The organism is Mycolicibacterium vinylchloridicum (assembly GCF_013404075.1).
Lineage (GTDB): Bacteria > Actinomycetota > Actinomycetes > Mycobacteriales > Mycobacteriaceae > Mycobacterium > Mycobacterium vinylchloridicum.
In genome coordinates, this window is sequence record NZ_JACBJQ010000005.1 from 23,726 (window position 1) to 40,206 (window position 16,481).

The 16,481-nt window shown below is 67.0% G+C and carries 17 protein-coding genes; 15 read left to right on the forward strand and 2 right to left on the reverse strand.

The window, feature by feature from the left end; translation table 11 throughout:
* Positions 1–74 precede the first annotated feature (74 nt).
* The gene (locus HPC46_RS06210; RefSeq protein WP_179467914.1) at positions 75–701 is read left to right on the forward strand and encodes a TetR/AcrR family transcriptional regulator; all 627 of its coding nucleotides are present in this window, start codon (positions 75–77) and stop codon (positions 699–701) included.
* A gap of 66 nt (positions 702–767) precedes the next feature.
* Here HPC46_RS06210 and HPC46_RS06215 read toward each other — a convergent pair whose 3' ends face one another.
* Positions 768–1,358: a TetR/AcrR family transcriptional regulator gene (locus tag HPC46_RS06215; RefSeq protein WP_179467915.1), complete on the reverse strand. Its 591-nt coding sequence runs from the start codon at positions 1,356–1,358 to the stop codon at positions 768–770.
* Between the two features lie 104 nt (positions 1,359–1,462).
* Here HPC46_RS06215 and HPC46_RS06220 point away from each other — a divergent pair, with 104 nt between their 5' ends.
* Positions 1,463–2,461, forward strand: a complete 999-nt coding sequence (locus tag HPC46_RS06220) for a spirocyclase AveC family protein (RefSeq protein ID WP_179467916.1) — start codon at positions 1,463–1,465, stop codon at positions 2,459–2,461.
* Positions 2,462–2,473: 12 nt separating this feature from the next.
* Positions 2,474–3,265, forward strand: coding sequence for a hypothetical protein (locus HPC46_RS06225; protein ID WP_179467917.1), 792 nt, complete (start codon positions 2,474–2,476; stop codon positions 3,263–3,265).
* A 63-nt stretch (positions 3,266–3,328) separates the two neighbouring features.
* On the opposite strand, the gene HPC46_RS06230 is transcribed toward HPC46_RS06225, so the two are convergent.
* On the reverse strand, positions 3,329–4,126 hold the full coding sequence (locus tag HPC46_RS06230; RefSeq protein ID WP_179467918.1) for an SDR family NAD(P)-dependent oxidoreductase: 798 nt from the start codon (positions 4,124–4,126) through the stop codon (positions 3,329–3,331).
* Between the two features lie 109 nt (positions 4,127–4,235).
* Between HPC46_RS06230 and HPC46_RS06235 the strand changes: the two genes are divergently transcribed.
* The 12 genes from HPC46_RS06235 to HPC46_RS06290 are packed head-to-tail and all read left to right on the forward strand — an operon-like array spanning position 4,236 to position 16,467.
* On the forward strand, positions 4,236–5,003 hold the full coding sequence (locus tag HPC46_RS06235) for an enoyl-CoA hydratase/isomerase family protein (RefSeq protein ID WP_179467920.1): 768 nt from the start codon (positions 4,236–4,238) through the stop codon (positions 5,001–5,003).
* A complete protein-coding gene (locus HPC46_RS06240; RefSeq protein ID WP_179467922.1) occupies positions 5,000–5,800 on the forward strand; it encodes an enoyl-CoA hydratase/isomerase family protein in 801 nt (266 codons plus the stop codon). Before HPC46_RS06235 ends, HPC46_RS06240 begins: the two co-directional genes overlap by 4 nt.
* Positions 5,797–6,582: an enoyl-CoA hydratase/isomerase family protein gene (locus HPC46_RS06245; RefSeq protein WP_179467924.1), complete on the forward strand. Its 786-nt coding sequence runs from the start codon at positions 5,797–5,799 to the stop codon at positions 6,580–6,582. Before HPC46_RS06240 ends, HPC46_RS06245 begins: the two co-directional genes overlap by 4 nt.
* Positions 6,579–7,847, forward strand: coding sequence for an aromatic ring-hydroxylating oxygenase subunit alpha (locus HPC46_RS06250; RefSeq protein WP_179467926.1), 1,269 nt, complete (start codon positions 6,579–6,581; stop codon positions 7,845–7,847). Before HPC46_RS06245 ends, HPC46_RS06250 begins: the two co-directional genes overlap by 4 nt.
* A gap of 2 nt (positions 7,848–7,849) precedes the next feature.
* Positions 7,850–8,380 carry an aromatic-ring-hydroxylating dioxygenase subunit beta gene (locus HPC46_RS06255; protein WP_179467928.1) on the forward strand — a complete coding sequence of 177 codons (531 nt, stop codon included), beginning with the start codon at positions 7,850–7,852 and terminating at the stop codon, positions 8,378–8,380.
* Between the two features lie 7 nt (positions 8,381–8,387).
* Positions 8,388–8,621 carry a hypothetical protein gene (locus tag HPC46_RS06260; RefSeq protein WP_179467930.1) on the forward strand — a complete coding sequence of 78 codons (234 nt, stop codon included), beginning with the start codon at positions 8,388–8,390 and terminating at the stop codon, positions 8,619–8,621.
* Positions 8,618–9,826, forward strand: a complete 1,209-nt coding sequence (locus tag HPC46_RS06265; RefSeq protein ID WP_179467932.1) for an acetyl-CoA C-acetyltransferase — start codon at positions 8,618–8,620, stop codon at positions 9,824–9,826. The genes HPC46_RS06260 and HPC46_RS06265 overlap by 4 nt, the downstream gene beginning before the upstream one ends.
* Positions 9,823–11,178, forward strand: a complete 1,356-nt coding sequence (locus HPC46_RS06270) for a zinc ribbon domain-containing protein (protein ID WP_179467934.1) — start codon at positions 9,823–9,825, stop codon at positions 11,176–11,178. The genes HPC46_RS06265 and HPC46_RS06270 overlap by 4 nt, the downstream gene beginning before the upstream one ends.
* On the forward strand, positions 11,168–12,370 hold the full coding sequence (locus HPC46_RS06275; RefSeq protein WP_179467936.1) for an acetyl-CoA acetyltransferase: 1,203 nt from the start codon (positions 11,168–11,170) through the stop codon (positions 12,368–12,370). Before HPC46_RS06270 ends, HPC46_RS06275 begins: the two co-directional genes overlap by 11 nt.
* Before the next feature lie 28 nt (positions 12,371–12,398).
* Positions 12,399–13,259 (forward strand): SDR family NAD(P)-dependent oxidoreductase, encoded by an 861-nt coding sequence (locus HPC46_RS06280; protein WP_179467938.1) that lies wholly within the window; start codon positions 12,399–12,401, stop codon positions 13,257–13,259.
* On the forward strand, positions 13,256–14,869 hold the full coding sequence (locus HPC46_RS06285) for a class I adenylate-forming enzyme family protein (RefSeq protein WP_179467940.1): 1,614 nt from the start codon (positions 13,256–13,258) through the stop codon (positions 14,867–14,869). Before HPC46_RS06280 ends, HPC46_RS06285 begins: the two co-directional genes overlap by 4 nt.
* Positions 14,870–14,928: 59 nt before the next feature.
* Positions 14,929–16,467 (forward strand): class I adenylate-forming enzyme family protein, encoded by a 1,539-nt coding sequence (locus HPC46_RS06290; RefSeq protein ID WP_179468221.1) that lies wholly within the window; start codon positions 14,929–14,931, stop codon positions 16,465–16,467.
* Positions 16,468–16,481 lie beyond the last annotated feature (14 nt).

Genomic DNA, 16,481 nt, shown 5'->3' on the forward strand with positions numbered 1-16,481 from the left:
CCCTGTTTGAAATTGGATTAAATTTCTCGAACGCGCCGCCTGGAGCGGCGCCGGGCGACGGTAAGGTGGCTGCGATGACAGAGGCGACGCGTCGACCGCGATCGGTCGACCTCAACGGGGTGCCGCCGGTCGATGCCATCTACGCGGCGACGGCCCGGCTGATGGAACGTGAGCCGTTCGCCGATATCAGCGTGGCGCAGATCCTCACCGAAGCGGGCATCTCGCGGGCGACGTTCTACTTCTACTTCTCCTCGAAGTTCTCGGTCCTGTCCGGTCTGCTCGAGGCCGCGATGGAGGACATCTTCGGTACGGTGCAGCCGTTCTTGGAGCGTTCACCCGATGATCCGCCGTCACTGGCGTTGGAGCGCAGTATCCGTGCGGTGACCCGCGCGTGGCATCGGCACCGTGCGGTGTTGCAGGCGGCCAATCAGCACTGGCACAGTGAGCGGCCGCTGCGTTCGCTCTGGCTCGCGGTCGTCGAGCGCTTTGTCGCCGCCGGTGCCGTCGAGATCGATAGGGAGCGCGAGGCGGGGCTGATCACGTCGGATCTGCCGAGCCGGACCCTGGCGGCCACCCTGTTCTGGAGTACCGAGCGGGTGCTGCACATTGCCGGTATGGGCGTCGATCCCGAACTCACCGACGAGGAGGCCATGGTCGGCCCACTCGTCGCGATGTGGAACGGCACCCTCTACGGCAAGTGACCCATTCGAATTTCACGTTTCGCAGGGGAAGTTCGAGTGCAGCGCCGCAAAACGTGAAACTCGATGTCAGCGGGGAACGGCGCTGGCCATCGCCAGTGAGGTCATCACGAATCGTTCGATCATCGCCCGCTCCTCGTCCTGGGGGATGTTGCGGCGCAAGATGATCGACGCGTAGACGGTGTGCAGCCAGTCGGACAGATCCCGATTCGACAAGTCGTCGCGAAGCAGGTGTCGGGCGCGGCCGACATCCAGCCAGGGCTGCCAGAACCGCAACCCGCGCTCTACCAGTTCCGGGGACCACAGCGCCTCGTGGGCGGTGATCGGACTGCCGTCGCCGAGGAGCACCGACAACTCGGGGTCGTTGCGCAGGGTTTCGATGATCTGGACGGACAGTTCGACGAACGATTCGGTGAAGCTTCCGTCCGGAACGCTGGCGCCGGGCGTGGCGGCATCGGCGATCTCGACGATCCGCTCGATGGCGGCGGCCAGCACCAACTCGCGGCGATCGAAGAACACCTTGTACACCATCTGTCGGCTGTAGCCGGCGCCCCGCGCGACATCCGTCATCGTCACCGCGCGTACTCCGTTGGTGCGGAACAATTCCCGCGCCGCGGCGACAACACGGCTGCGGGCAGCGGCGCGTGGGACCGGCGTCATGTCAGCGGACTCCTCAGGTGAAGACGGCGTTGACATCATCGCATATATGGCGTCATTATCACCCTAACGATTACAAAGTGTCCTATTTGTCTACTGGAGGTCGGATGTCGTTGACCACGGGCGCCGATGACGCGGTCGCCGAGAAGCCGGCCGTGAATCCACCGCCGCTCGGGCGGCAGGGCCCCGCGACGTTCCTGGCCCTGATCGGCGTCGTCTGGTTTGCGATCTGCGCCGAAGTCATTGTGCGATGGGTGACTTCGGGTGAGGAGTTCACCCCGGCGCCGAGGATCGGGCCCGATGTCATGGAGGACTGGCGACTGATCGCGCTGCGGATCTTCGAGGCGATCAGTCTGGCGGTGATGGCGGCGTTCATCTGGTATTGCGTGGTCAAGCCGCTGCGCCAGACCGGCTCGCTGAGTCTGGACGGCAAGTTCGTCATCGGCGGCATCATCTGCTTCGTCGCCGATGCCTTCCTCAACGTGCAGCAGTATCTGTTCGCCTGGAACAGCGCGAATGTCAACCGCGGGGTCTGGGTTCGCTTCCTGCCGTTCCACAATCCGGACGCGCCGAGTCGTTATGCGGAGTCGCTGATCTGGGGACCGCCGATGTACATCTACTTCTGTGCCGGCGTGGCCATCGTGGCCTGCCACGAGGCGCAGCGCGTACGCCGCCGGTGGCCGGCCATGTCGAAGTTCCGCTTGTTTGTCTTCATCTTCATTTTCGAATTCATCTTCGATTTTGTGGTGGAGAACGTCGTCATCAGGACCACCCACGCGTACGCGTTCGCGAAAACCTATGAGCCCCTGACGCTATGGCCGGGAGAGGTGCATCAGTTCCCCATCTACGAGTCGGTCCTGGTCGCCTTCGTCGGATGTGTCTTCACGTGGGCGCGGATGGAGGCGCAGGAGCGGCCGGTGGGGGAGTCGCCGATCGAGCTCGGCGCGGACCGGTGGCGCCCGTCGCTACGTCCGCACGTCCGCAATTTCGCGGTCCTCGGATTCTGCATGGTCACTTTGGTGTTCGTGTACCACCTGCCGTTCAACTGGCTCGGGCTGATCGGCACGTCGTATGCCGACCTGCCCAGCTACCTGCTGGCCGGCTGATCGGAGGTTGTGATGGCACCTGTGACGACGATGGGAATCGATACGCCCGTCTGGCCGGCCGGCCAATGGATCGCCACCGTGCTCACCTTCGCGCTGGCGGTCGCGGTGCTCATCTGGGTCGCCCGCCTGTGTCGTCGGGAATCGATCGTGTGGCCGCTGTTCGTCCTCGTCAGCGGGACGCTCACCTGCCTGATGGAACCGCTGTTCGACCACCTGTACGGGTTGTGGTTCCGCGAACAGGGGCAATGGCACCTCTACACGACATTCGGCAGCCACCAACCGATTTGGGTGCCCGCGGCCTACCTGGCATTCTACGGGGGCGCCAGCGTGTTCATCGCCCGCACCATCGCTCGCCGGCCGGCGATCCGCACCGTGTGGATGATGTACGCGTTCATCGTGGTGATGGCGATCGCGGCGGAGATGACCTACGTCAGCGTGCTGAAAGTCTATGAGTATCAAGACAGTCAACCGTTCGTCGTGCTCGGTTACCCGATCTTCCTGGGCTTCACGAATGCGATGTCGGCCTTGGTCAGCGGCATCGTCATCTATCGACTCGCGCCACTCCTGCGCGGCGCCGCGTACCTCTACCTGATCCCGATCGTGCCGATGGCATTCGCGGCGGGGCTTTTCGGCTCCGGAATCCTGTACCTGTCGGTGCGCCATTCCGTCGACAATCCGCCGATGCTCCTCGTCCATCTGGCCGCGTTGACGGTCGTCGGTGGCATCGCCAGCTCGGTGGGGCTGTTGGGCAGGGTGCTGGTGGAACCCAGGCGCGACCTCGCCGAGCGTGGTGTTCTCCGTTGACGAACGTCGCTGATCTCGACGAGAACACTCACGTTCGGCGCGCGAATCGTCTCGCGCGAATCGCTAAGGCATCGTGTAGCCGCCGCTGACCGAGATCAGCTGCCCGGTCACCTGACCGGCAGCCACCGGAGAGGCGAAGAACAAACACGCGTTCCCGACATCGTGGGCGGTGGTGAGCTTGCGCGTCGGGGTGTCCTTGAGCATGAACTCGATCTGCTTGGGGTTGAACACCTCGTCCTGGCCGACCGACCACAGGCTGGCCGCGCCCACCGCGTCGGGGCTCTCCGGGATCACCAGACCGGGGCAGACGATATTGGAGCGGATGCCGTGCCTGCCGTGCTCGCGTGCCGTCGTGCGGGCCAGTGCCACCATGGCTGCCTTCGATGCACCGTAGACGCCCTGGCGGATCTGTCCGAAGGCGGCGTCGCTGGCGATGAAGACGATCGACCCGCCGCCAGCCTCCTTCATCGGACCGATCGCGGCCTGCGTAGCGCCGATCGCCGAGAACAAATTGATCTCGATGGTGCGCTGCCATTTGTCTCGGTCGGTGTCGGTTGCGACGAAGCCGGGAACACTCCACCCGGCGTTGTTGACCAGCACATCGATGCCGCCCCAGTTGTCGACGGCGGTACCCACCGCGGTCTCGGCGCCAATCTGCGTCGTCAGGTCGGCGATCGCCAGTTCGACAGCGGCTGCCCCCAACTCCAGCGCCTCGGTCTTGACCTTCTCGGCCTGCGGTTCGTCGATGTCGTTCAACACAATCCGCGCACCCTCGGCGGCGAACTGGTGCACGATGCCGCGGCCGATGTTGGATGCGCCGCCGGTGATCACGACGCGGGCGTCGGCCAGTCCCAGATCCACGTTGACCCTTCCTGGTTGGGGCGCACTTGAGGCCACCCCGGCAATTGGTTTAACCTAGATTAGAAATTTCGATTAGATTTGTCCATATCCGGCTTTCGAGGAGACCCAGATGAGCGTCACGACGTCGCTCGACGGTCACGTCGGGTGGATCACCCTGAACCGTCCGGATCGGATGAACGCGATCAACACCGGCCTGGCACGTGCGCTGCGCGAGGCCATCGAATCCCTCGGCGCCGAACCCGCGGTCAACGTGATCGTGATCCGGGGCAGCGGCGGAAACTTCTGCGCCGGCGGTGACTTCGAAGAGGTCGAACGACTGCGTGCCCAGGGACCTGTCGCGCTCGCAGAATTGTTTGCCGCCTTCCGTGCAGCGTGCGACGCGATCGCCGGTGTCGAGATCCCGGTCATCGCCGCGGTCGAGGGGTCCGCGGCGGCGGGCGGCTTCGAGCTGATGCAGGCCGTCGACATCGTCCTGGTCAGTGAGACGGCCAAGATCGCCGACAACCACGTCAACTACGGGATGGTTCCCGGCGGGGGCGGCACGGCCCGGCTGCCGCGCATCATCGGTCGCCAGCAGGCGCTGGGCGTACTGCTATCGGGCGATCGGCTCTCCGGGCTCGACGCCGTGCGACTGGGCTTGGCCTACCGGGCCTTTCCGCAGGATGAATTCGACGACGGCGTTGCGCGTTTCGCCACCCGGCTCGCTGACCGCCGCCGCGACGCGGTGATCACCATCAAACGACTCGTGGCCGTCGGAATCGACGACGGCCTGCGCGCGGGATTGGACGCCGAGATGGATGCGGTGGTCCGCCACATCGCCGGCGACGCGGGATCGGACAGCGTCACGGCATTCCAGAGCAGAGAGGTTCGGGCATGACGACATCGATCGACGCGCCAGTGGTCTTGGAAGTCGGCGACGGCATCGCCCGGCTGCGGCTGAACCGGCCCGAGGCGTCCAACGGCCTCAACGTTGAGATCCTCAAGGCGCTGCACGAAGCGATCCTGACCTGCCATGCCGACCCGGCGGTACGCGTCGTCCTCCTCACCGGTGAGGGCCGCAACTTCTGCGCGGGCGGCGACGTCAAGACCTTCGAATCCAAGGGTGCCGATCTACCCGACTACCTGCGTGAAGCCACGGCCTGGCTGCAGCTGGCGACCGCGGCGCTGATCCAGCTGCGGGTCCCCGTCGTCACCGCCGTGCAGGGGTTCGCCGCCGGCGGCGGAGGACTGGGCCTGGTGTGTGCCTCCGACATCGTCGTCGCCGCACGGTCGGCGAAATTCTTCTCGGGTGCGGTCCGGGTCGGGATGGCTCCCGACGGCGGCTCGTCGGTGACGCTGACGCAGCTCGTCGGGCTGCGGCAGGCGCTGCGGATACTGCTGACGAATCCCACGCTGTCGGCCAGCGAGGCCGCCGACATCGGGCTCATCACCGAAGTCGTCGACGACGACGCCCTGACGGCACGTGCCGAGGAACTCGCCGCCCAGCTGGTCCAACTGCCCACGGCCGCGCTGTCGGCCACCAAGCGACTGGTGTGGAGCGGGGTCGGGCAGTCGGTAGAACAGCGGTTGGCCGAAGAAGCCCGTACCGTCTCCGAGCTTTCCGGCACGGCGGACGCGCTGGAAGGACTGCGCGCGGTGATCGAACGGCGTCCCCCGAAGTTCGGCGGCCTATGAGCGTCCTCATCGACGACGCCGGCCCCGTTCGCACGATCACGCTGAACCGGCCGACGGTCCGCAACGCGATCGACCTGCCGCTGCGCATCGCTTTGGCAGAGGCGATCGAGGCGGCCGACGCCGACGCCGGAGTGCGGGTGATCGTGCTGACCGGTGCGGGCGGCTCGTTCTGCTCCGGCGGCGACATCGCGACCATGACCAGGATGTCCGCCGAAGCGGCCCTCGAGCGCATCAATCTGGCGCAGCGGGTGATTCGTGCGATCTGGGCCACCCCCAAGCCGGTGCTGGCCGCGGTCGAGGGATCCGCATTCGGTGCCGGTGTCGGCCTTGCGGCGGCCTGCGACCGGGTGATCGCCGCCCGCGACGCCCGCTTCGCGGCGACCTTCACCAACGTCGGCCTGTCCGGCGACATGGGTACCTACGTCTCGCTGCCTGCCCGCATCGGCGTGGCCCGAACCCGTCAGCTGATCCTGTTCCCCGCGCCGATCAGCGCCACCGACGCATTCGAACTCGGGTTGGTCGACAGCCTGGCCGAGCCGGGCCAAGCGCTTGCCGCAGCGGTCGCGGATGCCGCCACGCTGGCACAGCGGCCCGCACAAGCGCTCGGCGTCATCAAGACGATGTTGGCGACCGCCCCGACCATGCACCCGCTGGACGTGCTGGACCGGGAGGCCGCGGAACAGGCGCGCCTGTTCGACAGCGATGACTTCGCCGAGGCGGTCGACGCGTTCGCCGCCAAGCGGAGCCCGGTATTCGGAACCACACAAGGAGTACGGCAATGACTTCGGTGATCGATCCGGCCGCGGCTACCGCAGGCCGCTACGACCGCTTGATCCGCCACGACAAGGTGCACGGGTCGATGTACACCGACCCGACGATCTTCGCTGAAGAACTGCAGAAGATCTGGTACCGCAGTTGGGTATTCGTCGGCCACGAGAGTGAGGTCGCCCGGCCGAACGACTACGTCCGCAAGAAGCTGGGATTGCAGGACGTGATCATGACGCGCGACCGAGACGGACAGATCCACTTGCTGCTCAACCGGTGCAGCCACCGGGGAAACCAGGTCTGCGACGACGCCAAGGGCAACTCGAGCACATTCCGGTGCCCCTTCCACGGCTGGACGTTCCGCAATACCGGTGAGCTGATCGGGTTTCCGTTCTTCAAGGGATACGGGCAGCGTCAACTCGACATGCCGATGGGCCGGGTGCCGCGGATGGACTCCTATCGCGGCTTCGTCTTCGGCAGCTTCGCCTCCGACGGTCCCAGTCTGCTCGAGCACCTCGGTGCCGCGGCAGGCGAGATCGACCGTCTGTGCGGGCTGTCGCCCGAGGGCACCGTCGAGTTGAACGCCGGGTGGTTGCAGCACCAGACCCGCGCCAACTGGAAGCTGGTGGTGGAGAACGAGACTGACGGCTACCACCCGCAGTTCGTGCACGGAGCGATCCTCGGTGTCACACAGTCCACGATCGGCCCGCTCTACAGCGATTCCTCGACCGCGGTGACCCGTGATCTCGGCAACGGCCACAGCGAGAACGACCTGCGTCCGGAGTTCCGCAAGCACGCCACCCCGATGCGCTGGTTCGGCACCACCGAATCACGGGTCCCCGAATACGTCGCGGCCATGCGGGCACGTCATGGCGAGGCGGCCGAACAGATCCTCATCGAGGGTGCCCCGCACGTGATGATCTTCCCGAACCTGTTCATCGCCGAGATCCAGGTGTTCAACCTGCAGCCGGTGTCGGTCCGGGAGTGCGTGCAGTACTCCACCGCTGTGCAGCTCGTGGGTGCACCCGAGCTCAACAAGCGTTTGGTGTCACAGTGTCTGGCGTCGGTGGGGCCTGCGGGCATGCTGCTGGCCGACGACACCGAGATGTACGAGCGCAACCAGGCCGGCCTCGAGGTGCTGAACCCAGAATGGCTCGATGTACGGCGGGGGCTGAATCGCGAGCGGGTCGACGAGCACGGATTCACCATCGGCACCAACACCGACGAGACGGGTATGCGGGCGTTCTGGTCGCACTACAAGCAGTTGATAGAGCAGGACTGACGATGACCGCGACAATGAGCGATGAACTTCTGCCCGTACCAACCGAATTCGATCGGTTCGAGGTCGAGCAGTTCCTGTTCCGCGAGGCCCGCCTCGCCGATGAGAACGACTTTGACTCGTGGGAAGCGCTGTGGACCGACGACGCGCTCTACTGGGTGCCGGCCAACGGCGCCAGTGCTGCTCAGCCCGGCAACCAGATGGCCATCATCTGCGACAACCGCAGCCGGATCGGGACGCGGCTCAAGCAGATCCGCACCGGCAAGCGGTACGCCCAGGCACCCCCGTCCAATATGCGCCGCCTGCTGAGCAACATCGAATTCCTTGGTGGCAGGACCACTTCCGTGGGTGGTGTCGACCTCGAGGTCGGCGCCAACTTCCTGCTGCTCGAATCGCGGGTCCGGGGCACGCATCTGTGGGGCGGGCGCACGACTTACCGGCTGCGGCGCACCGACGCTGGCCTGCGCCTGGTGTACAAGAAGGTCGTCCTGGTAGACAACGACCGCCCGCTGCCCACCCTCGGCTTCCTGATCTGAGGGGCGCATGGAACCGGATCAGGCACAACCGGCAGTGGTGGCCAGTGAATTCGCTCAGGTCTCGGTGACCGTCGACCTCGACGCCAACGGCCCGCGGCTGCGGCTGGAAGACCTGCGCACCCATCGGGTGCGCTTCCTCGACGCATTGGAGTTGGAGACCCTCGTGTGGCTGCCCGACGAGCGCCTGACGGCGCTGCTCGACCCATCGGCGAACCGATGGCGGGACGAGGGAACGATATGAGACGGGCCGCGATCGTCGCGCCGCGGCGCACACCGGTCGGCACGTTCGGCGGGGCGCTGCGCCCGCTGCGCGCAGAGGACCTCGCCGCGCAGGTGACCCGTGCCGTCGTCGAGGCCAGCGGTGTCGACCCTGTGCTGATCGAGGATGTCGTCTTCGCCCAGTCCTACGCCAACTCGGAGGCGCCCTGCATCGGCCGCTGGGTGGCGCTGCACGCCGGCCTGCCGATCACCGTCCCCGGCCTGCAGATCGATCGCCGCTGTGGCGGCGGGTTACAGGCGGTGGTGACCGCGGCGATGACCGTGCAGACCGGGGCCGCCGACGTCGTGCTGGCTGGCGGCGTCGAATCGATGAGCAACATCGAGCACTACACCACGACTGCGCGCTGGGGCTCGAGGTCGGGCAACCAGACCCTCTACGACCGGCTGGACCGTGGCCGCGAAATGTCCCAGCCGGCATGGCGATTCGGGGCGATCAGCGGGATGATCGAGACGGCCGAGAACCTGGCGCGCGATTACGGTATCGGCCGCGACGCCGCCGACGCGTTCGCCGCCCGCAGCCATCAGCGCGCCGTGGCCGCACAGCAGGCCGGCGCTTTCGACGACGAGATCATCCCGGTGCCCGTACCGCAACGCCGCGGTGAGCCGGTCACCGTCGACCGCGACGAGGGGGTGCGCCCCGAGACCACGCCCGAGACGCTGGCCCGGCTGCGCACCGTGGTGCCGGACGGCACGGTCACCGCAGGCAACTCCAGCCAGCAGAACGACGCCGCCGCGGCCTGCCTGGTGGTGGCCGAGGACCGGCTGGAGGAACTCGGCCTGGAACCCATCGGCTATCTCGAAGGATGGGCAGCGGTCGGCTGTGAGCCGTCGCGGATGGGCATCGGTCCCGTCGGTGCGGTCGAAAAGCTCTTTGCCAGAACGGGACTGGGCTTCGACGATCTTGACCTGATCGAGATCAACGAGGCCTTCGCCGTGCAGGTGCTGGCCGTGCTGAGTGGATGGGGCGTCAAACTCGAGGACGTCGAGGACCGCCTCAATGTGAACGGGTCGGGAATCTCGCTGGGCCACCCGATCGGGGCGACCGGTGTGCGCATCCTGGCCACGATGCTGCACGAACTGCGCCGCCGCGGAGGCGGATTGGCGCTGGAGACCATGTGCATCGGCGGCGGGCAGGGGATCGCCGCGGTGTTCCGGGGAGTGTCGTGACCGCCGGGCTGCTGGCCTATGCGAGCTATGTGCCGCGGTTCCGGCTCGCCGGCGCCGACATCGGGACGCCCAGCCGTGACCGCGTCGTCGCCAGCTACGACGAGGATTCCACCACGATGGCGGTGGCCGCAGCGGGTTCGGCGCTGGGCGAGCAGAGCGCACCGCAGGCGATCTACTTCGCCACGTCCAGCCCGGCGTACGCCGACAAGACCAACGCCACGGCGATTCACGCTGCGCTGGGTCTACCACCCGAGGTGTTCGCCGCCGACTTCTGCGGTTCCGGCCGTAGTGGATTCGCCGCGATCCGGGCCGCGGCGGCGGGCGGCGGATTGGCGGTATGCGCCGACGTCCGCGTCGGTCGTCCCGGCTCGGCCGACGAGAAACTGGGCGGCGACGGGGCGGCAGCACTGCTGTTCGGTGACGGTCCGTCGATCGCCGACGTGTTGGCTACCACCGCGCTGACCGACGAATTCCTCGACCGCTGGCGGGTTCCCACCGACATCACCGGCCGGCAATGGGAGGAGCGCTTCGGCTTTGCGCGCTACTCCGCACTCGTGCGCGCCGCCACCGAGCAGGTCCTGGATGCTGCGGGCGTGGTCGAGGCGGACCATGTCGTCGTCGCCTGCCCCAACGCCGGGATCGTCAAGGGCGCCGGAGCTCTGGTGAAGGGGCGGAAGTCGATCAGGTCCTCACCGGTAGGGCACAGCGGGGCGGCGGATGCGGCGATCGCGCTCTGCGACGCGCTCGATGTCGCCGAGCCGGGCGACACCATTCTGGTGGTCTCGGCGACCGATGGCTGCGACGCGGTGGTGCTGCAGACCACCGCGGCGTTGCCGGGTGCCCGTCAACAGCGCGCCGTAGCGGCCCAACGGGCCGACGGCATCCCGGCCGACTACCTGAAGTACCTGTCCTGGCGTGGGCTGGTCGCCTTCGAGCCACCCCGACGCCCTGAACCCGACAAGCCGGCGGGACCACCGTCCGCGCGGGCTCAGGAGTGGAAGTTCGGCCTCACCGGAACCCGCTGTGACGGCTGCGGATTCGTCCATCTGCCGCCGCTGCGGGTGTGCCGGGCGTGTGGGTCTTCGGAACCGATGAGCATGGTCCGCATCGCCGAACTCGGTGCGACGGTCGTCACCTACACCGTCGATCGGCTCGCCTATTCGCCGTCGCCGCCGATGGTCCAGGCCGTCGTCGACGTCGACGGCGGTGGGCGGTTCACCGTCGAAATGGCCGACGTCGGGTCGCGGGAGGTGCAGGTGGGCGACCGGGTCGGCTTCACGTTCCGCCGCCTGTTCACCGCCGACGGTGTGCACAACTACTTCTGGAAGGCGGTGCTGCGCGATGGGCAGTAATGGAATCGCCGGGCGGGTCGCCGTTGTCGCGATGGGCTGCAGCCACTTCGGGGAGCGCTTCGACACCTCGACCGAGGACCTGATTCTCGAGGCGTATCAGGAATGCCTGAGCGGGGCGGGCGGGCTGACATCCGCCGACATCGATGCCTATTGGCTGGGGACTCTGAGCTCAGGAATGTCCGGGCTGACGTTGAGCCGCGCGCTCGGCAGCGACGACAAACCCGTCACCCGGGTCGAGAACATGTGCGCTTCGGGATCGGAAGCGTTCCGCAACGCCTGTTATGCGGTGGCGTCCGGTGCCTATGACATCGCGATGGCCGTTGGCGTCGAAAAGCTGAAGGACTCCGGCTATTCCGGACTCCTGCGCCAGGACCCGCCGGCCGACGGTACTGCTGCCGAGCTGTCGATGACGGCGCCGGCGGCGTTCTCCCTCCTCGACCCGGCCTACTGCGCGCGGTACGGCGTGCACCCCGACGAGATGCGTGCGGCGATGACCCACGTCGCCTGGAAGAACCACGACAACGGCTCACGTAACCCGAAGGCGCAGTTCCGGAAGTCCGTCGCCAAAGAGGCCATCGACTCCGCGCCCAAGGTCGCCGGCCGCCTCGGCGTCTACGACTGCTCCGGCGTGTCCGACGGCGCGGCGTGTGCGCTGATCGTGCCTGCCGAGCGGGCCCACGAATTCACCGACAGCCCAATGTATGTCAACGCATTGTCACTGGTGGCGGGCTCGACCAGGGGGACGACCGACCCCGGCTACGACTTCACGACCTTTCCGGAGGTCGTGAAGTCGGCCAGGGACGCCTACGCCCAGGCCGGTATCGACAACCCGGCTGTCCAGCTGTCGCTGGCCGAGGTCCACGACTGTTTCACCCCGACCGAGATCGTCTTGATGGAAGACCTCGGATTCGCCGAGCCCGGTCAGGCGTGGAAGGACGTGCTGGGCGGTGAGTTCGACGCCGGGGGCCGGCTGCCGGTCAACCCCGATGGTGGCCTGAAGAGTTTCGGTCACCCGGTCGGGGCCAGCGGTCTGCGCATGCTCTATGAGGCGTGGCTGCAGTTCCGCGGTGAGGCGGGTGCCCGCCAGCTGTCCGATCCGCACACCGCGCTGACCCACAACCTCGGCGGTCGGCCGGGAGGGTGCGTCTCGTTCATTTCCGTGGTGTCCCGCGAGCCGCGTCGCGGCTCATGACAATCGACAAGCTCAAGGAGAACAGCTAGTGCCAGGATTGCAGGACCGCGTCGTCGTCGTCACCGGAGCCGGGGGAGGGCTGGGCCGCGCGTACGCGCGATTCCTCGCCGCCAACGGCGCACTGGTCGTCGTGAACGATCTCGGCGGAGCCAGAGACGGCTCGGGATCGTCCACCAGCATGGCCGACGCGGTCGTGGACGAGATCCGCAGCGACGGTGGCCGTGCCGTCGCGAACTACTCGTCGGTGGCCACCGCCGAGGGGGCAGCCGAGATCGTCGCCACCGCGCTGGAGGAGTTCGGCGCGGTGCACGGCATCGTCAGCAACGCGGGAATCCTCCGGGACGGCGCATTCCACAAGCTGACGCAGGAGAATTGGGATGCGGTGCTCCAGGTGCACCTGCACGGCGGCTATAACGTGATCCGGGCGGCGTGGCCGCATCTGCGCGAACAGGGCTTCGGCCGGATCGTGGTCGCCACGTCGACCAGCGGGCTGTACGGCAACTTCGGGCAGGCCAATTACGGTGCTGCGAAGGCAGGGCTGGTCGGACTGATCAACACCCTGGCCATCGAAGGGGCCAAGTACGACATCACCGCCAATGCTATTGCGCCGCTGGCCGCCACCCGGATGACTGCGGACGTTGCGCCCCAGGAAGTCCTCGACAAGCTCAACCCCGAGCTGGTCGCGCCTGCCGTCGGCTACCTGCTCTCCGAACAGAACCACGACACCGGCTCGGTTTTCGTCGTCGGGGGTGGGCTGGTGCAGCGGGTCGCCCAGTTCCAGAACGATGGGGTCACCTTCTCCGCAGCACCGAGCCTGGACGAGATCACCGAACGCTGGTCGGAGGTCAGCGATATGAGCCAGGCGAAGCTGGGCACCAACCCGGTATGACCGGCGGCCCGGCGCACGCCTACTGGACGGCCGACCGCTCCACGGAGCTGGTCGACCTGACAGTGGGTGAGTTGCTGGCCGAGCGGGCCGGCAGCGACCCGCAGCGCACAGCGCTGATCGGAACATGCCACGGCAGTGCAACTCCCGTGCGATTGAGCTACGGCGAGCTGTTCGTCGAGGCGTGCCGGGTCGCCACCGCGCTGGCGCGGCTGGCCGACCGGGGAAGCCAGATCGCCCTGTGGGCCCCGAACGTCGTCGAATGGCCGATCATCCAGTACGGCGCTGCACTGGCCGGTATGGTGCTGGTGGCGCTCAACCCGGCACTGCCGGAGGATGATCTGCATTACGCCGTCGCGCATTCCGGGTCGACGATTCTGCTGCACGGTGACGTCAACCGCGACTATCCGATGGCCGAGGTAGCCACGCGGGTGGCCGCCAGGATTCCCGGACTCCGCTGTATCTCGTTGTCGGATCGCGCGATGTGGTGCGCTCGAGTGCCGGACCCGGCGGTGCTCGACGACGCCGTGGGCAGTGCCGACGAGATCGCCATGCTGCAGTACACGTCGGGAACCACCGGCCGACCCAAAGGCGTTGCGCTGCGGCACCGCTCGCTGGTCAACGTCGCCAAGCTCACCGTCGAGGCCGCCGCGCTGCCCGATCGCCCGGTCTGCATGAACCCGCTGCCGATGTTCCACACCGCAGGATGCGTCATTGGAACCCTCGGGCCGCTGTGGGCCGGGGGAACCATCGTCCTGGTCGAGCGGTTCGTGCCCGGCCCGGTACTCGAGGCGATGCGCGAGGAAGCCGTCGAGGTCTTGTTCTACGTTCCCGCGGTGTTGTCGGCGTTGGTCGACCAGCAGCGGGACAGGGCTCTGCCTGCTCCCCAGCTCGCGGTGATCATGGGCGGCGCCTCCCCAGTGGAGTCCAGGCTGATCGACGCGGCCACCGACCTGTTCGGTGCGAACGTCTACAACCTCTACGGCCAAACCGAACTCGCGCCGGTGCTGAGCCTGACGCGGCCCGACGACAGCATCGAGGACCGTCGTCACACGGTCGGACGTCCGTTGCCCCAGGTGGATTGCAAGGTGACCGATCCGGCGACCGGACGGGTGGTCGCAACTGGCGAGGTCGGCGAGCTGTGCGCCCGGGGCTACCAGCAGTTCGTGCACTACCTGCACGATCCCGAGGCCACCGCGGCGGCGCTGGACCCGGACGGCTTCCTGCACACCGGCGATCTCGGCGCCATGGACGACCGCGGCTACCTCACGATCACTGGGCGTCTCAAAGAACTCATCATCCGCGGTGGCGAGAACATCTCACCCGCACACGTCGAACAGGTGCTGTCCGAACACGATTCGGTGCGCGAGGTGGTGGTCGTGGGGTTACCCGACCATCGACTCGGCGAAATCGTTGCGGCAGTGCTGATAACCACGCATCGAGACCAGGGCTTGAAAGCAGATCTGGTGGACCACGCGCAGAGCAGGCTCGCCCGTTACCAGGTGCCGGCTCGCTGGTATCTCGCCGAGCAGTTCCCGGTCACCCCGACCGGCAAGGTTCAGCGGTTTGCCGTCCGCGACGCGATTCTGCAGGGCCGGATCACCGAGCTGTGAGTACCAGCATCGGCTCGCGCCGGGACGTGTTACGGGCGCAGTTCCCGGTGTGGCAGCCGATGGCGCTGGCTGATTGGCTCGAGCGCTGCGCGGCCTGGTTTCCCGAGCGGCCGTTCGTCATCACCGATGAGGTGACGCTGAGCTATCGCGACGTGGCCGACGCGTCGGCCCGGCTGGCGGCCGGACTGGCCGCGCTCGGCGTCGGACCGGGCGACCGCGTCGGGATGGTGATGGCCAATAGCGCCGAGTTCGTCACGGTGAAATTCGCCATCGCCCGGCTCGGGGCCATCGCGGTGCCGTTCAATTATCTGTACCGGCGCGACGAACTTCGCTATGTGCTGGCCGATTCGGGGTGCCGGGTTGTCGTGACGATGGACCGATTCGGCGACATCGACTATTGCGCGCTGTTCGACGAGATTCTGGCCGGATGGTCGGGGCCGGACTTCACTGTGGTCCTGACTGCCAAGGGGGCGCCGGGCACGTTGTCGCTCGACGACCTCGCCGGATCGGGGAAGCCTTCTCCACCGGTCTCACCCGACGCTGCGGCGGACATGCTCTACACGTCGGGCAGTACCGGTTTTCCCAAGGGTGTCTTGACGTCTCACGACGCCGTTCTGCGGACCGCCTATGCGTCGGCGCTTACCCGCGCCCACGAGGACGGTCGGCGAATCCTGTTCTCGCTGCCCTGCTATCACATGTTTGCGTATATCGAAGGCCTGCTGTCGGTCATGTTCGTCGGTGGTGCGGTGATCATGCAGCCGACGTTCAGCGCGGAAGGGTACTTCGCCGGCATCGACAAGCATGGAGCTACCGACATGTTGTGCGTTCCGACCATGGCGCTCGCGATGGTCGAGAGCCCGGCTCGTCGCGACTACGATCTGAGCTCGCTTCGCGCCGTGCTGTGCGGGTCGGCGCCGGCTCCGATCCGGCTGTGGCAGCAGATCCGAGAAGTGCTGGGCGCCAGCGAGATCGTGACGGGATACGGCATGACCGAGTGCGGGGGAGCCATGACGCTAACCCTGCCCGAGGACCCGCTGACCCGCTGTGCCGAGACGGTGGGTCGCCCCAAGCTCGCCGGCGCCGCCGGTGTCGAGGGAACTGATGCCTTGGTGGTGTACGCGACAGTCGAGGGTGAACTGGTCTCCCGCGGTCCCACAACCATGATCGGGTATTGGAATCGGTCGGACGAGACGGCGGCGGCGTTGCGGGACGGCTGGTTGCACTCCGGCGATGTCGGGTGTGTCGACGCCGACGGGTACCTGCGGGTCACCGGGCGCAGCAAGGAGCTGTACAAGAGTGGTGGCGAGCTGGTCATGCCGAAGGAGATCGAAGACCTGCTGGCCGCCTACGAGGACATCAGCCAGGTCTTCGCTATCGGTCTCACCGACGACCGGTGGGGCGAGATCGGCTGCGCCGTCGTCGTTCCCGTCCCTGGAGCGTCGTTGACCGAGGATGATGTGATCGATCGATGCCGCGGCCGGCTCGCGCGGTTCAAGGTGCCCAAGAAGGTCGTGATCTGCAGCGCAGACGAACTGCCGACGACGGCCACCGGAAAGGTGCAGAAGTTCCGGCTGGTGGAGCAGCTCCAGCGACGGTGAGTGCTGTGCGGTCG